Source organism: Desulfovibrio sp. DV (assembly GCF_001936595.1).
Classification (GTDB): domain Bacteria; phylum Desulfobacterota; class Desulfovibrionia; order Desulfovibrionales; family Desulfovibrionaceae; genus Solidesulfovibrio.
In genome coordinates this window covers 1-21706 of sequence record NZ_MLBG01000086.1, presented here as the reverse complement: position 1 = coordinate 21706, position 21706 = coordinate 1, and the positions used below count along the sequence as shown (strand labels likewise).

At 65.8% G+C, this 21706-nt stretch carries 17 protein-coding genes and 1 pseudogene; 4 read left to right on the top strand and 14 right to left on the bottom strand.

Going from position 1 to position 21706, the window contains the following annotated elements:
* A pseudogene (locus DVDV_RS16365) lies at positions 1-246 on the top strand (hypothetical protein); the annotation flags it as partial.
* A 243-nt stretch (positions 247-489) separates the two neighbouring features.
* Here DVDV_RS16365 and DVDV_RS16360 read toward each other — a convergent pair.
* Together DVDV_RS16360 and DVDV_RS16355 are read right to left on the bottom strand one after the other, a co-directional pair.
* Complete coding sequence (locus tag DVDV_RS16360) at positions 490-2868, bottom strand: ATP-binding protein (protein WP_075355697.1); 2379 nt, start codon at positions 2866-2868, stop codon at positions 490-492.
* A gap of 79 nt (positions 2869-2947) precedes the next feature.
* Positions 2948-3712: an SGNH/GDSL hydrolase family protein gene (locus DVDV_RS16355; RefSeq protein WP_075355696.1), complete on the bottom strand. Its 765-nt coding sequence runs from the start codon at positions 3710-3712 to the stop codon at positions 2948-2950.
* A 208-nt stretch (positions 3713-3920) separates the two neighbouring features.
* Between DVDV_RS16355 and DVDV_RS16350 the strand changes: the two genes are divergently transcribed.
* The gene (locus tag DVDV_RS16350; RefSeq protein WP_075355695.1) at positions 3921-4343 is read left to right on the top strand and encodes a hypothetical protein; all 423 of its coding nucleotides are present in this window, start codon (positions 3921-3923) and stop codon (positions 4341-4343) included.
* Between the two features lie 8 nt (positions 4344-4351).
* Positions 4352-5377, top strand: a complete 1026-nt coding sequence (locus DVDV_RS16345; RefSeq protein WP_083634805.1) for a DUF1176 domain-containing protein — start codon at positions 4352-4354, stop codon at positions 5375-5377.
* Positions 5378-5969: 592 nt separating this feature from the next.
* On the opposite strand, the gene DVDV_RS16340 is transcribed toward DVDV_RS16345, so the two are convergent.
* From DVDV_RS16340 to DVDV_RS16330, 3 genes are all read right to left on the bottom strand, one after another.
* Complete coding sequence (locus DVDV_RS16340; RefSeq protein ID WP_075355694.1) at positions 5970-7307, bottom strand: glutamine synthetase family protein; 1338 nt, start codon at positions 7305-7307, stop codon at positions 5970-5972.
* 132 nt (positions 7308-7439) lie between these two features.
* Positions 7440-7964 carry a DUF6691 family protein gene (locus DVDV_RS16335; protein WP_075355693.1) on the bottom strand — a complete coding sequence of 175 codons (525 nt, stop codon included), beginning with the start codon at positions 7962-7964 and terminating at the stop codon, positions 7440-7442.
* Position 7965: 1 nt separating this feature from the next.
* Positions 7966-8478, bottom strand: coding sequence for a YeeE/YedE thiosulfate transporter family protein (locus tag DVDV_RS16330; RefSeq protein WP_075355692.1), 513 nt, complete (start codon positions 8476-8478; stop codon positions 7966-7968).
* Between the two features lie 121 nt (positions 8479-8599).
* Here DVDV_RS16330 and DVDV_RS16325 point away from each other — a divergent pair, with 121 nt between their 5' ends.
* A complete protein-coding gene (locus tag DVDV_RS16325) occupies positions 8600-9115 on the top strand; it encodes a YbaK/EbsC family protein (RefSeq protein WP_083634804.1) in 516 nt (171 codons plus the stop codon).
* Positions 9116-9321: 206 nt separating this feature from the next.
* Here DVDV_RS16325 and DVDV_RS16320 read toward each other — a convergent pair whose 3' ends face one another.
* From DVDV_RS16320 to DVDV_RS16280, 9 genes are all read right to left on the bottom strand, one after another.
* Complete coding sequence (locus DVDV_RS16320) at positions 9322-10356, bottom strand: XdhC family aldehyde oxidoreductase maturation factor (RefSeq protein WP_075355691.1); 1035 nt, start codon at positions 10354-10356, stop codon at positions 9322-9324.
* Positions 10353-11411, bottom strand: a complete 1059-nt coding sequence (locus DVDV_RS16315) for a DVU_1553 family AMP-dependent CoA ligase (RefSeq protein ID WP_075355690.1) — start codon at positions 11409-11411, stop codon at positions 10353-10355. The genes DVDV_RS16320 and DVDV_RS16315 overlap by 4 nt, the downstream gene beginning before the upstream one ends.
* Positions 11402-12739, bottom strand: a complete 1338-nt coding sequence (gene trsS / locus DVDV_RS16310; protein WP_075355689.1) for a radical SAM (seleno)protein TrsS — start codon at positions 12737-12739, stop codon at positions 11402-11404. Before trsS ends, DVDV_RS16315 begins: the two co-directional genes overlap by 10 nt.
* A gap of 243 nt (positions 12740-12982) precedes the next feature.
* Positions 12983-13426 (bottom strand): DVU_1555 family C-GCAxxG-C-C protein, encoded by a 444-nt coding sequence (locus DVDV_RS16305; protein ID WP_075355688.1) that lies wholly within the window; start codon positions 13424-13426, stop codon positions 12983-12985.
* Entirely contained in the window at positions 13423-14193 is a 771-nt protein-coding gene (gene trsM / locus DVDV_RS16300) for a DVU_1556 family methyltransferase (RefSeq protein WP_083634803.1), read from the bottom strand. Before trsM ends, DVDV_RS16305 begins: the two co-directional genes overlap by 4 nt.
* Positions 14193-14408, bottom strand: coding sequence for a DVU_1557 family redox protein (locus tag DVDV_RS16295; protein WP_075355687.1), 216 nt, complete (start codon positions 14406-14408; stop codon positions 14193-14195). The genes trsM and DVDV_RS16295 overlap by 1 nt, the downstream gene beginning before the upstream one ends.
* 3 nt (positions 14409-14411) lie before the next feature.
* Positions 14412-16718, bottom strand: a complete 2307-nt coding sequence (locus tag DVDV_RS16290) for a pyridine nucleotide-disulfide oxidoreductase/dicluster-binding protein (protein ID WP_075355686.1) — start codon at positions 16716-16718, stop codon at positions 14412-14414.
* Between the two features lie 81 nt (positions 16719-16799).
* Positions 16800-19532: a molybdopterin-dependent aldehyde oxidoreductase gene (locus DVDV_RS16285; protein WP_075355685.1), complete on the bottom strand. Its 2733-nt coding sequence runs from the start codon at positions 19530-19532 to the stop codon at positions 16800-16802.
* A gap of 97 nt (positions 19533-19629) precedes the next feature.
* Positions 19630-20652: a molybdopterin-binding protein gene (locus DVDV_RS16280; RefSeq protein WP_075355698.1), complete on the bottom strand. Its 1023-nt coding sequence runs from the start codon at positions 20650-20652 to the stop codon at positions 19630-19632.
* Positions 20653-21706 lie beyond the last annotated feature (1054 nt).

Below are 21706 nucleotides of genomic sequence, written 5' to 3'. Positions count from 1 at the left end.
GATGTCCTCTACATCTATCTCAAGCTCGGCAACAGCCGCGAGAAAGACGTCAACGAGTACGTCGTCAACCGCAGCAAGAACATCATCACGTTCTTAAACAGCATGGTCTATCTCCTGACCACCCGAAACCAGGAGCTCGACATCAGCGGTTCAAGCGACGTGCAAAAGCTCTACGAGACCTATCTCGTGCGCCTGACCACCCTGCTCTACGAACTCAACAAGTCCGTCGCCCACATGACCAAATAGCGGCCTGTGCCGCCCGGCCGGAACCGGCCCGCGCAGGCAACTGTTCGGTCCGGCTCCAGGCCCGGCCCCCGCCTCTTGGGACTGGCTCCCGGCCAAGGTCCCGGAGCCAGTCCCCCGCAATTCCCTGCACCGGGCCGCAGGGCAGTCAAAACGCCTCCGCGACATCGCTCCTGCCGGCACCAGCCCCGGCGCCATCCCCACTCCTGCCTCCCGCCCGGCCCGGCTCCCCCGGCAGCCGTCGCCTCACGGCCCGGCCGGTTCGTGCCCCTTGGCGGCAAAGCCGGCCAGGGTGGCCTCCAGGACCGTGCCCAGGGCCGCGATAAGGCCCGGCAGTTCGGCCGTCTGGCCGGCCCGGGCGGCCAGTTCCACCGCCCTGGCCCGGTCGGCGGCCGGAGTGGCCCCGACAATGCCGGCATTGCCCTTGAGGGAATGGGCCACCAGCGCCACCTGGGCCGTGTCGCCGGCAGCCTGGGCGGCTTCCAGGCTGGCCCGGTCGGCCGGAGTGTCGCGCAAAAACACCGACACCAGCCGGTCGTAGAGTTCGGCGTCATCCCCGAGGTTGTCCAGGGCCTCGCCCCGCCCGGCGTCAAAGGCCGGGCCGTCCGCGACGGCCGCAGGCAGCGCCGCAGCGGCCGCAGCCGCCGGCGGGGAGGCGGGCGCGTCCCGGCAGGGGACCGGGGCCAGCCCCAGGCTGCAGGACAGGGCTTCCAGCAAACGGTCGAAATTGACCGGCTTGGCCAGATAGCCGGTCACGCCGCAGCCTAAGATGCGGTCGCGGTCCCGCACGGCCCCGTAGGCGGTCAGAGCCACGATGGGAATATCCGGCGACACCCCGGGCACGGCGCCGGACCGGATGGCCCGGGTGGCGGCAATGCCGTCCATGACCGGCATCTGGATATCCATGAGCACCACGTCAAAGCGGCGAAGGGCCAGAGTGGCCAGTGCCTCCTGCCCGTTGACCGCCCGGACCACGGTATGGCCCTTGGGCCCGAGAAAGGCCTGGATCATCTCGGCCGAAAGGTCCGAATCCTCGGCCAGGAGAATATCCAGCGGCGGCAGGTCCCGCTCCGGAGCCGGTTCGGGAAGGACCGGCCGGTCGGCAGCAACCGGCGCAAAGCGGGCGGTGAAATAGAACTCGCTGCCCTGGCCCGGGGTGGAGATCAGCCGCAGCCGCCCGCCCATGAGCCCGACCAGCCGGCGGCAGATGGCCAGCCCGAGGCCGGTGCCGCCAAAGCGTCGGCCGATGGTTTCATCGGCCTGGCTGAAACTGTCGAAAATGGTCTTCTGCTTGTCCGGGGCAATGCCGATGCCGGTATCCCTGACGGCAAAACGCAGCCCGACCTCCCCCGGCAAGGCGTGGCGGCCGGACCGGGCCAGGGTCAGGCTGACCGTGACGCTGCCCTCGGCAGTAAACTTGAGCGCATTGCCCACCAGATTGCCGAGCACCTGCCCCAGGCGGCCGGCGTCGCCCAGAAGATACCCGGGCACATCCGAAGCGGTCTCGCCGCCAAGGACGATCCCCTGCCGCTTGGCCATGAGCCGGTAGCGGGTGAGCACCGTCTCCAGCACCTGGCCGGGAGAAAACGGGAGCTGCTCCATTTCCAGGTGGCCGGATTCGACCCGGGACAGGTCGAGCAGGTCGCCGAGGATGCCCCGCAGGGACGACCCGGCTTCGCGAATCATCTGCAAGGCCCGGATCTGGTCCACCTGCCCCTGGCTGTCCGGGCGAAGGGCCATGTCGGCCATGCCGAGGACCACATTGAGCGGCGTGCGGATTTCGTGGCTGATATTGGCCAGGAAAACCGATTTGGCCCGCAGGGCCCTGGCCAGTTTGAGCCGGGCCGCCTTGAGCTTGGCCGCGGTGCGCTCGTGGCCCTCGATTTCCGCCGTCAACCGTTCGTTGGTTTCGCGAAGGACAGCCGTGCGGCCGGCGATGACGGTTTCCTGGTCGCGCACCAGATCGGCCAGGGCGGCCTGGGCGGCCTTCTGGGCCGAGATGTCACCGAGAAAGCTCACTGCCGCGGGCTGCCCTTCCCAGTCGATGCGCCCGGACGAGGCGCTGATGTAGCGGACCCCGCCCGAGGCGGTGACCAGGCGAAAGCTGTAGCTCTCCGGGGCGGCCTGTCCGGCCAGACGGCGGGTATGGGTGGCGAGCACCGTGTCGCGGTCCTCGGGATGCAGAAAGTCGGTGAAGGGGCGGGACAGGAGCGTGGCCGCATCAAAGCCGGTGAGGCGTTCCATGAAGGGATTGACGAAGACCAGCCGGCCGGCGGCGGCGATGACCACGCCTTCGCGCGCGCCGTCGAGAATGGCGGCGAGCTGGCCTTTGCGGGCCTCGGCCAGGACGGCGGCAGCGGCCAGATCGGTGACGGCCAGGGCGCGCACCGTGCGTTTGCCGTCAGGGCCGGCCTCGGTCCACAGCCGCCAGACGCGCCGGCCGACCGGCCAGTCCCGGCAGGTTCCCGGCTCCGGGCAGGGCACGGGGCAGGGTGCGCCAAGGCAGTCCCCAAAAAGTGCCCCGGCCGCCGCATCGCAGTGTTCGATACGGCCGTCAGGTCCAAGCTGCAGACAGAAAAACGGCTCGGAGCCGTCTTCTTGCGCCAATGTGCCGGCGTGTGCCATGGCCGCCCCCCGATTGTGTCAGTGTCCGGCCTGGAACCACTGATGTCAAGGCGCAACACCGGCCCACGGCCACCTGGTCTTAGGGCTGGGCCAGGGCCTGGTGGATGGCGGCGTAGACCGTGTCGCGCCACACGGCAGCAGAGGCGGCATCGAGATGCACGCCGTCCACGGTATGGGAACCGGGTTGGGCCGTCCGGCGCGCCGTCAGCACGGCATTGACGTCAGCCACGACCAGCTTGTGGCGCTGGCCGATGGTCCGGATGGCGGTGTTGTAAGCCTCAATGCTCACCCCGTTAAACAGCCGGGCCTCGGCTTTCTCCCGCTCCAGAGGCGGCAATGTGACCAGCACCAGCCGCCGGCCGTTGTCCAGCACCGTGCGCACCAGGGCTTCGTAGCCGGTTGCAAACTGCTCCGGCGTGGCCACTTTCTCGCCGAAGGCGTCGTTGGTGCCCATGGACAGGGTCACCAGCGGGCCGCGCGAAGCAGCCAGGATGCTGTCGAGAAAAGCTTTCGATTCCAGTGCTTTTGAGCCGGAAATGGCTGTATTGATGACATTTATGCCGTCAATGGCCGGGCAGTACATCTGCTCCACGATGCTGTCGCCAAACATGACGATCAGAGGCAGGTCCTGGGAGCGCAACTGCGCCAGGATGATCCCCGACCGGGTGCGGGCGTAGAGACCACTTAAGTCCTTGATGGCCGTGTTGACGGTATCGACGTCGGTGGAGATCTCCCGCATCTGCTTGTCCATGCGGTCCCAACCCAGTTTGTAATACAGGGCGATGCCGGACATGCTGACAAGACAACCAAGGAGCAACAGGAGGATGACTTTATCTGTTTTCAAGGAGGTATGGTCCTGGACTCGGGTGAGACGATATTTCGCCGAAGCCGCAGCGGTTACCAGTTTCCTGCCGGACCGTAAACCAAAATAGCGCACCTGCAAACCTGGCAAAACCGTTGACCCCAGCCCCGGACGCAGCCACATACCAGGAAAGAAATCCCAACCGGCCGGCGGCCCTTGCCTCCCCGGCCCAGCCCAAACGGAGCCGCCCATGAACGCCCGCCTGCCGCTTCTGCTGACCGTGTGCCTGCTGCTGGCTGCCGGCCCGGCCTGCGCCGCCGACATCCCGGACCTGCTCGGTGTCTGGACAAGCACCGACCACGAAGGCATCACCACCGGCAGCCGCCATTTTCCCCATGAGACCCCCGGACCCCACTTCGTGTCCGGCCAGTTCACCCTGACCATCGCCCACCAGGAGGGCCGGCGCTTTACCGGGGTCAAAGCCAGCGGCAAACATCGGGAAAACGTCATGGGCGTGCTCGGCTATGACGGCACGACCGTCCATATCCTCGAAGACGAGGGGGAATTTCACGGCCGGCTTCTGCCCGACGGTTCCCTGGAACTCATCTACACCCACGATGTCGGGCCTTCCAAGGGCATCGGCATAACCCGCTACGTCCGGCAAGCCAAATAGGAGCATCCATGGACCAAAACCCGACGGCCAGGCCTCTGGGGGCGCATCCTGGCGACCCCAACATTGTCGCCCCGGCTTTTTTTGGCCAAGGGACCAAACCGCAGCCGTCCGGGGCGCGGCGGGCGTATGATGCCCTCCTGCCCGTCCTGTCCGGTCTGGCCCTTGTGGCCATCCTGGCCGGGCCGGTCCGGGCGGCCGGCATCGATTGCACCAAGGCCAAGACCCCGGTCGAGCGGATGCTCTGCGCCGATCCCGCCCTGCGGGAGGCCGACGGGGCCGTGGCCGACGCCTTTGCCGCGGCCCTGGCCGCCGCCCCGGATCCGGGGGCGGTGCGGGCCGCCCAGCGCCAATGGCTGGCGGCCCGAAACGCCTGCCAAGACGCCGCCTGCCTGCTGGCCCGCCACACCGAGCAGCGGGCGGCGCTGGCTGCCCTGGCCGCCCAACCGGCCCAACCTGTCCAACCGGCCCAACCTGTCCAGACCGTCCAGACTGCCCAGACTGTCCCGGCGGACAGCAACCGCAACACCCTCCTGGCCGAGCGGGCCGCGCTCAAGGCCCGGCTCCACTGGCCGGCCGATTGCGAGGCCAGCTTCCAGGAAACCTATGCTCCCGACGGGGCCGGACTGGAGCTTCTGGCCAACGGCGTGGACCACTACGACCTGGGGCAGGGGCGCACACTCTATCTCATCCAGTGCGACCAGGCCGCCTACCAGAGCGTCTATGTGGCCATGGCCACCGAGGCCGGAGGCGGCCCGGCCCGGCTGCTGCGCTTCCCGACGGCCGATGCCGACGGCGGCCGGATCACGCGTTCGCTGGAGGGCTCGCTGGTGGGCAATCCGGTCTTTGACCCTGCTGCCAAAACCCTGACCAATCTGACCAAGGCCCGGGGCGTTGGCGACTGCGGCACCTATGCCGTCTACGCCTTTGCCGCAAACGGCGACCCCCGCCCCCTGGAACTCCGGGCGCGCGATTGTCCGAAAAACGGCGGCAAATATCTGCCGCCCGAGCGCTGGCCCCTGGTCACCAAACCCTAGCCGTCGGCCCCACCCAGACAGCAAAGCCCCGTCCGGTTCGCCGGACAGGGCTTTGCGCACCTGGGTGCGGGACCTCATGGCCCTGCCGGCCCATCGCTCACCGCGCCATGACTGTAAAAAGCCCGACTGCGCCAGACCCGCGCACGGATTCCCGAGCTTTCGCCAGCCTGCCCCCCCCTCACAAAGTCCTCAGGTCAATTCGTGATCAAGTGTGCTGCTGCCTTGCGGGCCCGCTCTCTCCGGTCCCGCCGGCCGAGCAAATTCGGGACAAATTTATAACCTGCTGCTTTTTAAATACATACCAGCAGCAGCCAGCAAGCCATCCAGATTTGTCGCCTGATTGGGAAAATTTCTATACATTTCTGAAATACATGTAAAATTTGAAATCTATCGAAATAAATGCCGTAAACACAGGTTTTTTGGCACATCATTTATAGGCTTGCAAGCGGTAAATAACAAAAATGCAATTTTAGAGACAATCTCTCCTGCCTCGCCGCTGTCTCGCCCAAGCCGGCCGCACACAGCCCCACTCCCTCGAACCAAAAGAAAAGGCCGCCCGAAGGCGGCCTTTTTCCATGCGGCACCAGCGGCGCTACAGAATAGGCAGATAGCGCTCGATCTCCCACTCCGTGACCTGGGTGCGGTAGGCGTCCCACTCGGCCTTCTTGTTCTCGACCAGGGCACCGTGGAGATGGTCGCCCAGCACTTCGCGCATAAGCGCGCTCTTCTCCAGATGGTCCACGGCCTCGCGCAGGCTGCCCGGCAACGAGGTCACGCCCTTCTCCACCATCTCCTCATCGGTCATCTTGAAGATGTTTTCCTCGATGGGGTCTTCCAGGACATAGCCTTCCTCGATGCCCTTGAGGCCCGCGCCGAGCATGGCGGCAAAGGACAGGTACAGGTTGCAGGCCGGGTCAGGGCTTCGCAGTTCGATGCGGGTGGCCGATTCCTTGCCGGGCTTGTACATGGGCACCCGCACCAGGGCCGAGCGGTTGCGCCGGGCCCAGGCGATGTAGACCGGCGCTTCATAGCCCGGCACCAGCCGCTTGTAGGAATTGACCCACTGGTTGGTGATAAGCGTCAATTCCGGGGCATGGCGCAACAGGCCGGCAATGAAGCCCTTGGCCTCGCCGGACAGATGGTAGGGATCGGAGACGTCGTAGAAGGCGTTTTTGGCCCCTCGAAAGAGCGACTGGTGGCAGTGCATGCCGGAGCCGTTTTCACCGAAAAGGGGCTTGGGCATGAAGGTGGCGTAACAGCCGTGTTTGCGGGCCACCTCCTTGACCACCACCCGGTAGGTCTGGGCATAGTCGGCCATGACCAACCCTTCCTGGTAGCGCAGGTCGATCTCGTGCTGGCTCGGGGCCACTTCGTGGTGGCTGTATTCCACGGCCACGCCCATGGATTCCAGGGCGAAGTTGATGTCGCGGCGCACGTCATTGGCCAGATCGCGCGGCGGCGCATCGAAATAGCCGCCGTGGTCCAGGATCTTCGGCTCGGTGGAATTGGCAAACAGGAAAAATTCCAGCTCCGGGCCGACGTAGTAGGTGTAGCCGAGGTCGGCCGCCTTTTTGAGCATCCGCTTCAATACATAGCGCGAATCGGCCGCAAAGGGCGTGCCGTCGGGATTTTTCACATCGCAAAAAAGCCGGGCCACCGGACGGTCGGATGGACGCCAGGCCACCAACTGGAAGGTGGAGGGGTCGGGAAAGGCCACCATGTCCGATTCCTGGATCTTGGTGAACCCGGTGATGGACGAGCCGTCAAAGCCCATGCCCTCTTCAAAGGCGTTTTCCAGTTCCCGGGGGGTTATCTGAAAGCTCTTGAGTACCCCCAGCACGTCGATGAACCAGAACTGGATAAACGAAACATTGTAATCCTTGACGGCCCGCAGCACGTCGTCGGCGTTTTTGCAGTTGAAAACCGCCATCTGGCATATCCTCCGTTTGCAGGTTGGAGCAGGGATGCGGCTGGCCCGGCAGTCCGGGTCGCGGCAAGGGCGGGAAGTCCCCATCCTGGCCTATTTCCTGCTTCAAATCAAGGCGTTAAGGCCGGCCTCGGCTCACAGCCCCTTGCGCTCGAGAAGCCGCAATATGCCGGCAAAGGCCGCCAGCAGCACCACGATGACCAGCCAGTGGCTGATCCCAAGCAGGCTCGGCAGGGTGATCTTGCCGTAATCGCCCCAGGTATAGACCGTGCCAAGCAGGCCGTCATAGGCCCGGGCAAAGACCGCCGCCCCGACCAACATGCCGGCTATGCCCCACAAGGCGTCAAAGCGCCCCTCGCCAACCGCCCCGACTGAGGTGCCCGGACAATAGCCGACCAGACCCCAGCCCAGGCCGAAAATCAAGCCGCCAAGAATGTTGGCCCCAAGCACCGTGGACTTGATCGACAGCTTGACCAGTCCCAGGTCGTTTAAAAGATACAGCCCCACCATGGCCACCATGATGTGGGACAGCATGAACTTGACGATGGTCATGTCTTTTAAGCGAAGCGCCCCGAGCTGCTTGTCGTAGCGAAGGACCTGGCCGCGCTGGAGCAGAAAGCCAAAGAGCACGCCGGTCACCAGTCCGAAAAAGAGTTCCATATCATTTCCCCCGATACAGCAGCCGGGCCATGACGATGCCGCCAATGAAAAACCCGGCCCCGGCCAGATAGCCCGACACCGCCAGCTGCGACATGCCGGACAGGCCATGGCCGCTTGGGCAGCCGTCGGCCAGACGCGCCCCGAACATGGCGATCACCCCGCCCACGAAAGCCGCCGCCGCCCGCCGCCAGGGACTTGGCCCAAAGCGCGCGCTCCAGGTGTCCGGCACCAGCTGCACCTTGAAGTCGCCATACAGCCGGGCGGCCAGATACGCACCCGCGGCAATGCCGCACACGAACAGGAACTGCCAGTCGAAAACCGGTTTTTCCTTGATATAATAGGCCAGCGTGGTGACCACATCCGGGGCATACAGCCGCTCGGCCATGCCCGCCCCGCGCACGAAGGTGGTGGAGGCCCCCAGATATTTGCCGGCAATAAGCACCGAGCCGATCGACACAAGCCCGGACAGCGCCCCGGCCAGATACGGACTCCAGCCTTTTGACTGTGTTGGCATGGTCTGCCCTCCCGCAAAACGGATTTGAATCTTCCCAGCCTTAGCCCAGCCAGGACACGGCGTAAAGCAAAAGACCACACCGCCCTTGCCATGCAGCCGCGTCCCAGGCACAAACCCGGCCATGGAACAGTACCCGACTCCAGACGGCACGGACGCAGAAGCTGCGGTCTTTATCGAACTGGCCGCAACCCTGGCCCACAGCGGCCGGCCGCATACCATCCACGTCCACGCCCCGGTGCGCACCATGGCCGAGGCCGACGCGGCGCAGCTTTTTGACGTCAGCCGCATCGTCAAGACCATCGCCTTTACGCTGCGCGACGGCGGACTTGTCCTGGCCGCCCTGCGGGGCACGCGGCGGGTGGTCTACCCGGCCCTGGCCGGCCTCCTTGGCGTTGGCCGGCGGGACATTGCCCCGCTCTCGCCGGACGAGGTCCTGGCCCGGCTCGGCGTCGCGCCCGGCAGTGTGTCGCCGCTTTTAGCCGAGGGGCGGGGCCGGCTTTTGATCGACGCCGACGTGCTGACGATTGAACCGACGCTCTACTGCGGCTTTGGAAGGCCCGACCGGACGCTGGAGATCGCGCCGGGGGATTTGGCGGAGATGATGGGTGGAGTGGTCGGGGAGTTTTCGAAGGAGTGAAGAGAGAAGAAAGAATGCCTCCGGCGGCCAAAGGGCAGTGCCCTTTGGAATCCCACCTGGGGTGCAGTAACCCGCAATAAATGAAGCGAATGTCCGCACCCCGTTGAAACACTTTTCCCTTTGCAGGGGTCCGGGGGGATCATCCCCCCGGCCGCCGGAGGCATCCCCCTCCTTCCTTTCTTTGCAAAAACCTCTTGCGCTCGACCTCACCCCCGCCGCGCCGCCCGCGCCTCGATCAGCTCGGCCACGATGCTGACGGCGATTTCTTCCGGCGTCTCGGCCGCGATCTCAAGGCCAATGGGCGAATGGACCCGGGCGAGGTCGTCTTTGGTATAGCCTTCGGCCAAGAGCTTGTCGTAGAGGGCGTCGCGCTTGCGCAGGCTCCCGATCATGCCGATGTAGCCGGCCTCGGTTTTAAGGGCCAGGGCCAGCACGTCCTTGTCCTGGGCGTGGCCGCGCGTGACAATCACCACCGAGGCGTTTTTTTCGATGGTCAGGCTGGCAAAGCAGTCGGGCAGGCTGGAAAAGACCACGGTCCTGGCCGCGTCCGGGAAGCGTTCGGCATTGGCGAATTCCGGGCGGTCGTCAAAGACCGTCACGCCAAAACCTACCATGGCCGCCATGTGGCAGGTGGGACGCGACACATGGCCGCCGCCGAAGATGTAGAGCGGATCGAGGGCCAGGATCGGCTCCAGCACCCACTGGCTGCCGTCGGCTTCGAGCAGAATCGGCGCAACAATGCCCCGGCCCTGGGCGCGGGCGGCCATGAGCACGGTCTGCTCGGGACAGATGCCGACCGCGCCGTCCGGGGTGAGCAGACAGCGCGCCCCACCCCAGGCTTCGCCGCCAACGCGGGTCAGCATCAGGGCGCTGCGTCCGGCGGCCAGACTCCCGGCCAGGGCGGCGTAAAGCTCCTGGTTGGCCGTGTCGGCCTCGATGCGCTCCAGAAAAACCCGCATCCGCCCGCCGCAGATGAGATCGGCCCCGGCCGCAGCCTGGCCGGTCATGTCGATGCCCATGAGCCGGGACTGGCCCACAGCCAAGGTCTCCTTGGCAGCGGTGATGACCATGCCCTCGCCAAGGCCGCCGCCCACGGTTCCGGCAATGGAACCATCGGCAAAAACAAGCATTTTCGAGCCGGCGGTGCGCGGCGTCGAGCCTTCGTTGGTGACGATGGTGGCGACAGCCAGGGACTCGCCCCGGGCCAGACGGTCATTTATGGCGGCAATCAGTTCATTCATGGGGTTCCCCTTCCTTTATCGGGATTGCCGACCATCCAGCCGGCTTCGGTTCGTTTGATGCGGCCAAGAATCGGCCCCAGCCGGCGAAGCGCACTGCCGCACGGGCAGGGGCCGGGCAGCATACGGGCCGCGTCGCCGGTGCGGTAGCGCACAAGGGGCACGCCGCGCCGGGTGAGCGTGGTGAAGACTACCTCGCCGACCTCGCCGGCGGCAACCGGTGTGTCGCTGCCGGGATCAAGCACTTCAAAATAGAGCTGGGCTTCGCGCAAATGGTAGCCGTCCCCGGCCGCGCATTCCATGCCGCCGCCGTAGGCCATTTCCGTGGCGCTGTAATAGTCGAACACCCGGCAGCCAAAGCGGGCGGCGGTTTTCTCCCGAAGCTCGGGCGAAAGAAAGTCGGAGGCATAGACCACCGAGCGCAGGCAGGTCCGGGCCGCTGCCATGGCGGCCACGTCGTCCAGGGCGGCGGTGAGTTGGGACGGGGCGGCAATGAGGCTTTTGGGGCGGTGGGCCAGCAGGGCCTCGGCCAGCCGGGCCGGATTGCCGGTCGGGTCGCCGAACACCGGATTGGCCCCAAGCCGGCGCATTCCCCGGCCGATCAGGTCGCCCACGCTGTCCGGCTTCTCGGCCGGAAATAAAATCAGCACCGTCTCGCCCGGTTCAAGCGTCACGGCCATGACCACCCGGAAACAGTCGAGGGTTTCTTCAATATCGGCGTCGGTCAGGCCCATGCGCTTGGGCGGGCCGGTGGTGCCGGAGGTGGCGACCGTGACCATGCGGGCGATGGCGTCCTGGGCCACGGCCAGAAACCGGGGAAAGGCCGCAGCCAGCTCTTCCGGCGTGGTGGTCGGGAGCGTGGCAAAGGCCGCCAAGCTGTCCGGGAACCCGTCCGGCAGACGGGCCAGGCGGTCGCGATAAAACGGGGCCGAGCGGGCGTGGTCCAGGCTGCGGCCAAGGGCAGCGAGCTGCCAGTCGGCCAGCCGGGCCGGGTCCGGTATCTGGCCGCCCTGGCCGGTGGCCGCGGCAATCCAGGCGTCAAAAGGGCTTACGCGCATGATTTCCGTCGATACAGGGCCGCGCCGTCGGCAGCGGTCAGGTTGTAAAGGCAAAAGGGAATGAGCCGGCCGTCGGGCACGGCCACATGGATGCAACAGCCGCGCGCCCGCTCCAGGTCGAGGGTCCAGGCATCCATGAAGGCCATGGCCGAGATGCTCAGGGTCGGCGTGGCGGCAGCGGCGGCCAGAAAACGGTCGAAATCGTCCTTGATGGCCTCCGGGGCCGGGACGGGCTTGGCCGCGCCCCACTGCCGGGCCACAAAGGCCATGGACTGCCGCGCCCCTTCCTCGGCCGGGATGGCCGTCTTGTCGCAGCAGCCGCCGCTCCCGGCCAGGGCCAGCCGGCCGCCGGGCAACACGCGGTAGGTGGCGGAAAACGAGCACAGGGAATGTTCGCAGCACGGCGGATGCAGATCCTCCGCCCGGACCATGCCGCCGGTTTGGGCTTCCAGGGCGGCCATGACCTCGGGCAGGGTCAGGCGCGGGGCGCTGTCGCCGTTGCCGGGATAGCGGCCGAAATGGGCGGCCGGCTGAAAATGGACGCCGCGCACGCCCGGAGCCAGGGACGCGGCCAGCCGGACGAGATCGCCGACTTCGCCGGCATTGACGCCGGGGACCAGGGTGGCGACCAGCACCACGCCAAGGCCGGCAGCGGCGCAGGCGTCCAGGGCGGCGCGTTTTTCCCGGACCAGCCCCCGGCCGCGCAGGGCCACATGGGCGGCGTCGGTCACGCCGTCGCACTGCAAAAAGACGGAATCAAGCCCGGCCGCCGCCAGCCGCCCGGCCAGGGCCGGATCGGCCGCCAGGGCCAGACCGTTGGTATTGAGCTGCACAAAGGGGAAGCCGGCTGCTTTGGCCAGGGCCACAATGTCGGGCAGATCGGCGCGCAGGGTCGGTTCGCCGCCGGAAATCTGGATATTGGCCGGCCCGGCCGCGCGTCTGGCCCGAATAAGCCGGGTTTCAAGGGCGGCCAGGGTGGGATCGGGGTCAAAGCCGGTGCCGGCATCGGCAAAACAGACCGGGCAACCGAGGTTGCAGCGGCCGGTGACCTCAAAAACCACGGTGCAGGTGCGTTGGCTGTGCTCCGGGCACAGGCCGCAGACATAGGGGCAGCCCTCGCCCGGCGCGGTCCCGGCCGCAGCCGTCCCCGAGGGCGCAATCTTGGGCCGGTCCCAACCGGCCGGACCGGGCGGGCCGTGCCAGTAGCGGGCGCGAAATTCGCCGTGCTCCGGGCAGGTACGCACCAGCCAGCCGTCCTCTCCCACAGCCTCGCGACGCGCCGGCAGCCGGGCCAGACACACCGGACACAAACTCTCTGTCGCCGTCACTCGTTACTCCTGAATTGGGTCAGGGAGGATGCTCCGGCGGCCGGGGGGATGATCCCCCCGGACCCCTGCACCGGGGGAAATTTTTACTCTGTTATTTGCGAATGGAGACCATGTTCGCCAGTCAGGCGACGGCCTCCCGCCGCCCGCGCCAGCCCCCCATGAAAAGTCTTTGGAAAGGGGGTCCGGGGGAAAACCTTTCTTCCAGAAAGGTTTTCCCCCGGTTTCTCCTCCCCTCCCCTTACGCTACTCCCTGCCTTCGGCAGGGTCGATGCCGTAGCTGACGAGCAGTTCCAGGATGTGGTTCCAGGCGTCGGCCATCAGCCCGCCGCAGCGGGTGGGATCGGGTTTCCCGTCGTTTAAGATGGCGGAGCAGGTAATGTCGCCGTAGCCGTCTTTGACCCGTTCGGTAAACCAGTCCACGAAATCCGAGACCAGGGCGTCGCCTTGGTCAAAAGGCGTTTCTTCATCGCGGCCTTTGCCGATATACAGGCCAAGGGCCAGACAGCTGCCGGTCAGGATGCCGCAGATGCCGCCGGAGCCGCCCATGCCGTGGCAAAGGCCCATGGCGGCGCGCACCAGTTCGGGATTTTCCCGGCCCTGGGCGGACAGAGCCAAAAGCACGAGGATCTGGCTGCAGCAATAGCCTTTGTGAGCGAGCGGCAGGATTTCGAGCAGCGTGGGATTCATACAGACACCTCTTTGCGGCTGATCCACAGGCCGTAGCCCAGATGGGGTTTTTCGCCGGTCCCGTCGCAGGCCGGTTCGCGGCCGGTCAGCACGGCCATGACCTCACGGGCCGAGCCGAGTTCAAAGACGAGGCGGCAGGAAAGATTGATGAGCAGTCTGGTGTGGTCCTCAAACAGGACCGGAGCGAGGCCGTGGCGTAAAAATCGTGCCTCGGCAAGATCGCGTGGCATGGCTCCGGCCGCGCAGCCCAGTCCCTGCCCGCCACACCCCGGCGACCCGGCCCGCAGATAGAGGTCGGAGACGACGAGAAAACCGCCGGGAATGAGCACCCGGGCGATCTCGGCCAGGGCGGCCTCGGCATCCGGCAGGGCCGAGAGCACGCATTCGCAAAAAACGCCGTCAAAGGCGGCACCGGCCAGGGGCAGCCGGCCGGCATCGGCCAGGAGCACCCGGCCCGGAATTGTGTGGGCGGCTTCGGCAGCCAAAAGCGGGGAGCAGTCGAGGCCAAGGGCGCAAAAGCCGCCGTCGTCCAGGCGGGCCAGGGTGGCTCCGGCCCCGCAGCCGCAGTCGAGCAGCCTGGCGCCGGCGGCAAAGGGGAGCAAATCCAGGGCCCGGTCGGTCAGGGTCAGGCCGCCGGGCCGGATGGCCCCGCCCGTGGCCCGGCGCACGTCAGCCCGCTCATAGGGCTTTTCGGCGGCGGGCCAGGAAAGGCGGCCCGGCGGCGCAACCGGCCCCTCGGGCCGGGGCAACGGCTCGCGCAGGGCCATCACTTGTCCTCCAGGAGCTGCTCCACTTCAAACATTTTCCCCACGGCCAGAAATTCCGGCACCAGCGACAGGTGGCAGGCCGGGCAGGTCATGAGGGTGATGGTAAAACCCCCCTGGAGATAGGTGACGCCAACCGGGGCCGGGACAAGATCCTGGCCGCAGGCGGCGCACTGCCAGTCGCCGGATTCGGGCAGATAGATCGGCGTATCGTTCATGGATTACCCCTCCTGCCGGTCCACGCCGGAGACGTTCATGCGGTGGCTGTAGGCAGCGTGGATATGAGCCGCGCCGTCAATGAGTTCATAGAGCGCCCAGTAGGTGACCCGGGCCGTGGCGAATCCGGCCAGATGGCGGCCGGTGGCCTTGTCCGTGAACTTGCGGCCGGTGGCCTCGGCATGGGCAATCGTGCGGGCCACGTCGGTATCGAGCACATGGCGCGCCTCCATGACCCGGCGCACGGCATCGGGGATAACGAGTCGCACGGCCGGCGGCGTTTCAGGGGATTGCGGTTCGCGCCAGACGGTTTCAAGCAGCGTGCGCTTCAGCCGCGCCCTGGCCTCGTGGCGGTAGGAAAAGCCCGGATCGGGCCGTGCGGCCGGGTCGCCCGAACCGCCCGGAAACAGCAGGTCAAGCAGATGGTAGGCCCGCTTGCCGGTCCCGGCCAGCCGGTCGCGGCACATGGAGCAGGTGGCAATGAAATCATGGGGGCTTTCGGCTGCCCGGCGGGCAATGACCGTGGCGGCCAGCTCGGGGTGGGCATTGGCCTGCAGGCCGCCAAACCCGCAGCATTCGGTGCGCCGCCCGGACAAAGCCAGCTCGGCCACATCCACGCCCAGGCTGCCGAGGATGGCCCGCACCGCAGCCTGGCTCTCGGCGTCGTAGCGCGAGGTGCAGCTGTCGTGGACAGCCACCGGACCGGCCGGGAGTGCGCCCCGGCTCTGGGGCAGGCCGGTTTCTTCCAGGAACACGCGCCACAAGGAGATGGTCGGGACTTCCGGGGCCATGCGGGCGAAGGTGGCCTGGCAGGAAGCGCAGGCCATGACCAGACGCGGCCGGCCAAGCCCTTCCCAGGCTTCCCGGAATTGGGCCATGGCCGCCTCGGCCAGATCCTGCCGCCCGGCCCACCAGGCCGGCGCGCCGCAGCAGGCCAGCCCCAGGGCCACGCCGCCGGGGAGGGTCTCGCGCAAAAAGGCGTAGACCCCGGCCACCGAGGCGGCCGGATCGCCGCCGAGCATACAGCCGGGGTAAAAGAGATGGGCGCTGGCGGTTTCCCCGGGGGCATGGCGCAGGAGCGTGAACCGGTCGCTTTGGGAAAAGGCCATGTCTTCCAGGGCGAACTCGTGGGCGGAAAGCGGCATCTTGTCGCGTGACACCATGTCGCGCCGGGCAGCCAACGTCAGGTCGGCCATGGAGAAGTCTTCCGGGCAAAGCTCGGTGCAAAGCCCGCACATGGTGCAGGAATTGATCATCTGGTTAAACGAGCGCGAGCCCTGGACGATGGAAAGATTATTATAGATCTGGCGGGCGTAGACCTTGGGGTAGCCTTTGTAGCGGGCCAGGTAGGCGCAGGACTTCACACACTCCAGGCACTGGCAGTCCAGACACCGGGCCGCCTCGGTCCCGGCCTCGGCCGGGGTCAGGCCGGCGGCGGCCTCGGCCGGGGCAACGGCCGGGATGGGAATAACTCCCTCGGTGTTGGTGAAAAGCCGCGTCGGGCAGGCCCCCTCGCGCTCCCGGGAGGCGGTGACGGACACGCCGGCCAGATAGCGGTCCATGGACACGGCGGCCTTGCGGCCTTCGCCGGCCAGACTGATGGCGGAAAGCGGCTGTCCGGGCGCGACAAAGCCGCCGCAGAACACGCCGTCATGGCCCGGCAGGCCAAGGGTCAGGGCGTCCACGCCCTCGCGGCCAAGAGACAGGAAATTTGTGTCGAGCATTTCGACATAGACGGCATCGTACTCGGTGCAAAACCGCTCAAAAGCGGCCCTGTCCAGGCGTTGGCCCGGATGGAAGGCCACATTCATGCGGCCCATGATGTCCAGTTCGGCGGCAAGCGCTCCCGGCGGCAGCAGTGTAGCCAGGGTCAGCAGATGGCCGCCCGCAGCCTCGCCGGCCAGATAGACATCCACACCGTAGCCCTTCTTGCCAAGATCCCAGGCCACGGTCAGGGCGCTCACGTCGCCGCCCATGACCGCCGCCCGCTTGCCCTTGCCCGGCATGGACAGGGGTTTGGCGGCCGGACCGGTGGCGTTTATGACGGTGCGTTCCAGGCCTCCAATGGCCAGAGAGGCATCGATGGGGCTTCGGATACAGTGCGGTTGGCAGGGGTGGTCACACACCCGGCCAAGGACGGTCGGCAACGGCAGGGTGCGATCGAGAATCTTTCGAGCCCCGGCCATGTCGCCGGCCCGCACCAGGGCCATGAACTTGCGCACGTCGACATGGAGGGGACAGGCGGCCTGACAGGCGGGCTGTTCCTCCTGGATGCAGCGGTATTCGATATCCCGCAAACCCTGCTGGTCCATGCCTACCCTCCCTGCTGAAAAGACGGGGCGGACGGCAACCGCCCGCCCCGTCGGGGTTACGTCAGGATGCGCGAAACGGTCTTACTTGCCAAGGGCCTTCAGACCGGCCAGCACCTTTTCGGGGTAGGCCGGCAGGTGGCGGATGCGCACGCCGCAGGCGTTGTAGATGGCGTTGATGATGGCCGGGTGCGGGCCGCACAGCGGCACTTCGCCGACGCCGGAGTTGCCGTAGGGGCCATGCTCACGCGGCGACTCGACGTAGATCAGTTCCAGGGCGTCGGGGATGTCCTTGATGTAGGGCACGCCCGCGCCAGCCAGGGACGAATGCTTCTTGATGTCCTCGAAGTCCTCGGACAGGGCCAGGCCGATGCCCTGGGCCAAGCCGCCCCAGTTCTGGCCGTCGACGGTCTGACGGTTGTTGATGGTGCCGATGTCTTCGACCAGGACCATCTTGTCGACCTGGGTCTTGCCGGTGGCCAGCTCGACGGTCACTTCGGCCAGGAACACGCCGTACATGTAGCAGCAGAACGGGGAACCGAGGCCATTGGCGTCGCAATCCTTGGCCGGAGCGGTCCAGGTGCCGTTGTAGCGGGTCTTGAGGCCTTCCTTCACCAGTTCGTCGTAGGTGCGATAGGTGCCGTCGGCCTTCTTGCAGGCGGCCACGAGCTGCTGGCAGGCGTTGATGATGGCCTGTCCGACCACGACGTTGGAGCGCGAGCCACCGGCCGGGCCGGAGTTGGGGCACTTGCTCGTGTCGTTAAGAACCAGCTTGATCTTGCTGGCGCAGATGCCCATGGGCTTCAGGGTCTCGTGGGCGAAGCCGAGCGTGCCCAGATCCGAACCCTGGCCGTGATCCTGCCAGGTGTTGTAGATGGTCACGGTGCCGTCGGCATGGATTTCGGCATCAGCACCGGCGGAGTCCGGGCCGTCAAGGCCGGAACCGTAGATGCCGATGGCCACGCCGACGCCCTTTTTATGGGTGGCGGTGGAGTTCTTTTTGGCGTTGGCCAGGGCTTCCTTGTACTTGGGACGCAGGATGTCGATCATCTCCGGCAGCGTCCAGGAATCGGGCACCTGGTCGGTCGGGGTGGTGTCGCCCGGACGGTACACGTTGACATACCGGAATTCCAGGGGATCCATACCGAGCTTTTCGGCCATTTCGTCCATCAGGCACTCGGACGGGAACATGATTTCCGGCGAACCGTAACCGCGGAAGGCCGAACCCCAACCATGGTTGGTGGCCACGCAGTAGCCCTTGGCGCGCATGTTGGGGATGCCGTAGCCGGCCATCCAGTACTGCGAACCGCGAAGCGTCAGCAGATCGCCGAACTCGGAATAGGGGCCGTGGTCAACGATCCATTCCATTTCGGAGGCAACGATCTTCTTGGTGGACTTGTCGACCGCGATCTTGCCCTTGGTCCAGAACGGGGAGCGCTTGCCGGTGTAGTACTGCTGCTGGGCGTAGTTGTAGCGCAGGTGCACCGGGCGGCCGGTGACCATGGCGGCCACGCCGACCAGGGCTTCCATGGTGGGGCTGAACTTGTAGCCGAAGGTGCCGCCGGTGGGGTTCTGGACGAGGACCAGATTTTCCGGCTCGACGCCCAGGCCCGGGGCGATCATGTACAGGTGCAGGTACAGGCCGATGGACTTGGAGTGGATGACCAGCTTGCCGGCATCGTTGGTGTAGGCAAATCCTACGTCAGGCTCGATGGGCAGGTGGGGCTGGCGCTGGGTGTAGTAGTCGCCGGCCATGACTTCGTACTTGGCCGAATCGGCGAAGAACGGAGCCACATCAGCGCCCTTGGCGTGATTCTGCTCGTAGTAGGTGTTCGGGGTGCCGGGATGGATTTCGATGGCGTCGTCGGCCATGGCCGCCGGGGCGCTCATGTAGGCCGGCAGGACTTCCAGGTCGACCTTGACCATCTCGGCGGCAGCGCGGGCATTGGCTTCGGAGTCGGCCGCGACGAGCGCGATGGCGTCGCCGTACTGGAAGACCTTCTCGTCGCACAGGATCGGACGATCCCAACCGTCACCCTTGTTGGTGGGGAAGGTAATGAGACCCGTGATGCGGTTTTTGCCCTTGACGTCCTTGGCCGTGATGACGCTGTGCACACCGGGCATCTTGAGGGCTTCGGCGGTGTCGACGCCCTTGACGTTGGCGTGGGACACGCGGGCTTCGACAATGGCCAGATGCAGCGTGCCGGCGGGCAGGGAGTTCTTGTGGTCATCGCCAAACATCCACTGGCCGGTGACCTTGGCCACGCCCGAGGGACGCGGGGCGCGCGAACCGAACACATTGCCGTCGGCCGGCATGTTGTGGTTGATGCAAAGGGTCATTTCACCGCGCAGGACCTTGGCGGCGTCCATGACGGCGTCGACCAGGGGCAGGTAACCGGTGCAACGGCACACGTTTTTGTGCTTCTGGAACCAATCGCGCACCTGTTCACGGCTGGGCTTGGGATTTTCGTCCAAAAGGCCCTTGGCGGACAGGATGAAACCGGGGGTGCAGAAGCCGCACTGCGCGCCGCCGTGGACAACCCAGGCGGTCTGCAGGGGGTGGAGGTTGGCCGGGGTGCCGAGACCTTCGATGGTGGTCACGTTGGCGTAGTCGGCCAGGCGACGGATCTTGGTGATGCAGGCCCGGGTGACCTTGCCGTCAATGATGACCGAGCAGGCACCGCACTGGCCCTGGCCGCAGCCGACCTTGACGCCGTTTAAGTGCAGTTGGTTGCGCAGCACGTCGGACAAAAACGCATCCGGATCGACGATGAGTTTGCGCTCAAAGCCGTTTACGATGAGAATTTTTTCCTGCATGTCGTCTCGCTCCGTTTCGGGTTGAGGGTTTGTCGCGTTTCCGAGGCGCGCCCCGGGCATGACCCCGGGTGCGCGGCGTTTAATCCTGTGCCGACCGCTATCCCTTGCCAAAGCCGCAGGCGGGATAGTGGCATTGGGGACACATGGCGCACAGGCCGCCGTGTCCAAGCTCCACAATGTCGGCCCGGGTCAGGCGTTCGCCGACCACGAGCCTTGGTACGGTCAGATCGAAGATGCTGGCCTTGTGGTACATGACGCAGCCGGGCAGCCCGACCACGGGGGTCTCGCCGAGATAGGCCAACATGAACATGGCCCCGGGGAAGGTGGGGGACCCGTAGGTGACCACCTCGCCGCCGGCCGCCCGGATGGACGACGGGGTGAGATCGTCGGGGTCAACCGACATGCCGCCGGTGACGGCGATCATGTCCGCACCTTCCTCGATAAGTCGATTTATGGCCCGCACGGTCATGTCCTGATCGTCGGGAACGAAGATCTGGCGGATGACGGTGCAGGAAAGTTCCTCGAACTTGCGGCGCAGGATCGGTCCGAAGGCGTCCTTGATGCGGCCGTGGTAGACTTCGCCGCCGGTGGTCACCACGCCGATGCGCAGCGGCCGGAAGGGACGCACGTGCACCACCGGGCCGTACTCGGCGCAGCAGGCCTCCACCGCTTCGACCTTGGCCTCGTCCACCACCAGCGGCACCACCCGGGTGCCGGCCAGCATCTGGCCCGGACCGACCACCACGTTGCCGTGCATGGTGGCGATGGTGACTTCTTCAATGGAATTGAGCCGGCGCAGAATGGCCGCGTCCACGGTGAGCAGCCCGGGCCGGGAAGCCAGCAGGTTGATGCGGCCTTCGCATGGGGCCGAAAAAACCACTCCTTCCCCGGCTATGGCCTCGGCCATGCGGCGGGCGGCATCGTCCTCGTGAATAAAGCCTTCGGCCAGATCCCAGACATAGATATGTTCCTTGCCCAGACGCAGCAGATCGTCGATGTCGCCGGCCTCGATGACATGGCCCTTGCGAAAGGCCGGTCCCTTGCCCTCGCCCGGCACGATGCGGGTGATGTCGTGGCAAAGGACCATGCCGGCAGCGTGGTGGACCGGGATGCTGCGCATGGGGGCGTTTTTGTGGCGCGGTGCGGCTTGTGTGGCATTCATGGCGCGTGCTGCTTCCCTTGCGGTTGCTGGTTGCGTGGTTCCACCCTGCGTTTCCGGACCGCTTTGGCCCGGCCGGGCTGCCGGGTACGGCTCTTCCCATCGACACGGCCAGAGGCGTTCCGGCTCGGTCCGTCGCTGACGAACCGGCTGGCGGGCGGCCGGTGCCGCCCTGTCCCTGTTGTTTCCAACAGATGCCGGCTGCAGCGCTTTTGACTGTTTCAGCCGTATTTTCAGCTTCTATTTTATGCTAATAAAAACATATATTGTGCACTGTATTCAATACGCAGATATTTTTTAAAGTACCTTGTTCGCTTCTTTCTGTTATTTTTAACTCCACACCGTCATTGTGTTTTATCGAACATAAAAACTGCACTCACACTGAAATAGCAATATACAGGCCAATGACACTTCTTCATTCCCCAGGCGGCTTGCGACAGGCAAATCCGCTTCACAACCCCTTTCCCGGCAGACATGGTGACCCCGCCCCCCGGGCATGAGCCAAGGCCACTGCCGGCAAATACACGGCAAGGCCACGATATCACTACATTTCTTTAAAAAAGGGACTTTTGGGTCAATTTGAGCCGGCGAATGGGTCAAAAAGCGACAGGAGGAAACCGTTTCCCGAACCGATGCCAATTAGGCTAATTATAACATCGGTTATTCCGCCAGGTAGCGGCCCGGATTGTCCGAGAAACGGACAGCCGTGTTCTCGGAATGGGACATTTTGACGTTTCGGCCAACCCGCGGCTACCGCCCGGCCGTGACCGACCGGAAGCCGAGAGAGCCGGCAAAGCCGACCGGGAAGCGGACAACATGGCGAACGGGAGGAAAGCGAGGGGGGAGAAGGCGAAAATCCGGACGACAACCAGAGCGGCTACGTCGGCAGGCACCGGGGCTCCGGCCAGACAGCCGCCGGGCAAAGCCAGCGGCAGGCCGGCCATGGACCGGCCAGACCCCAGGCGGACAACAGGCCCTGGCCAGACCCGGCACACCCAGGCCGGGCGGCCCAGGC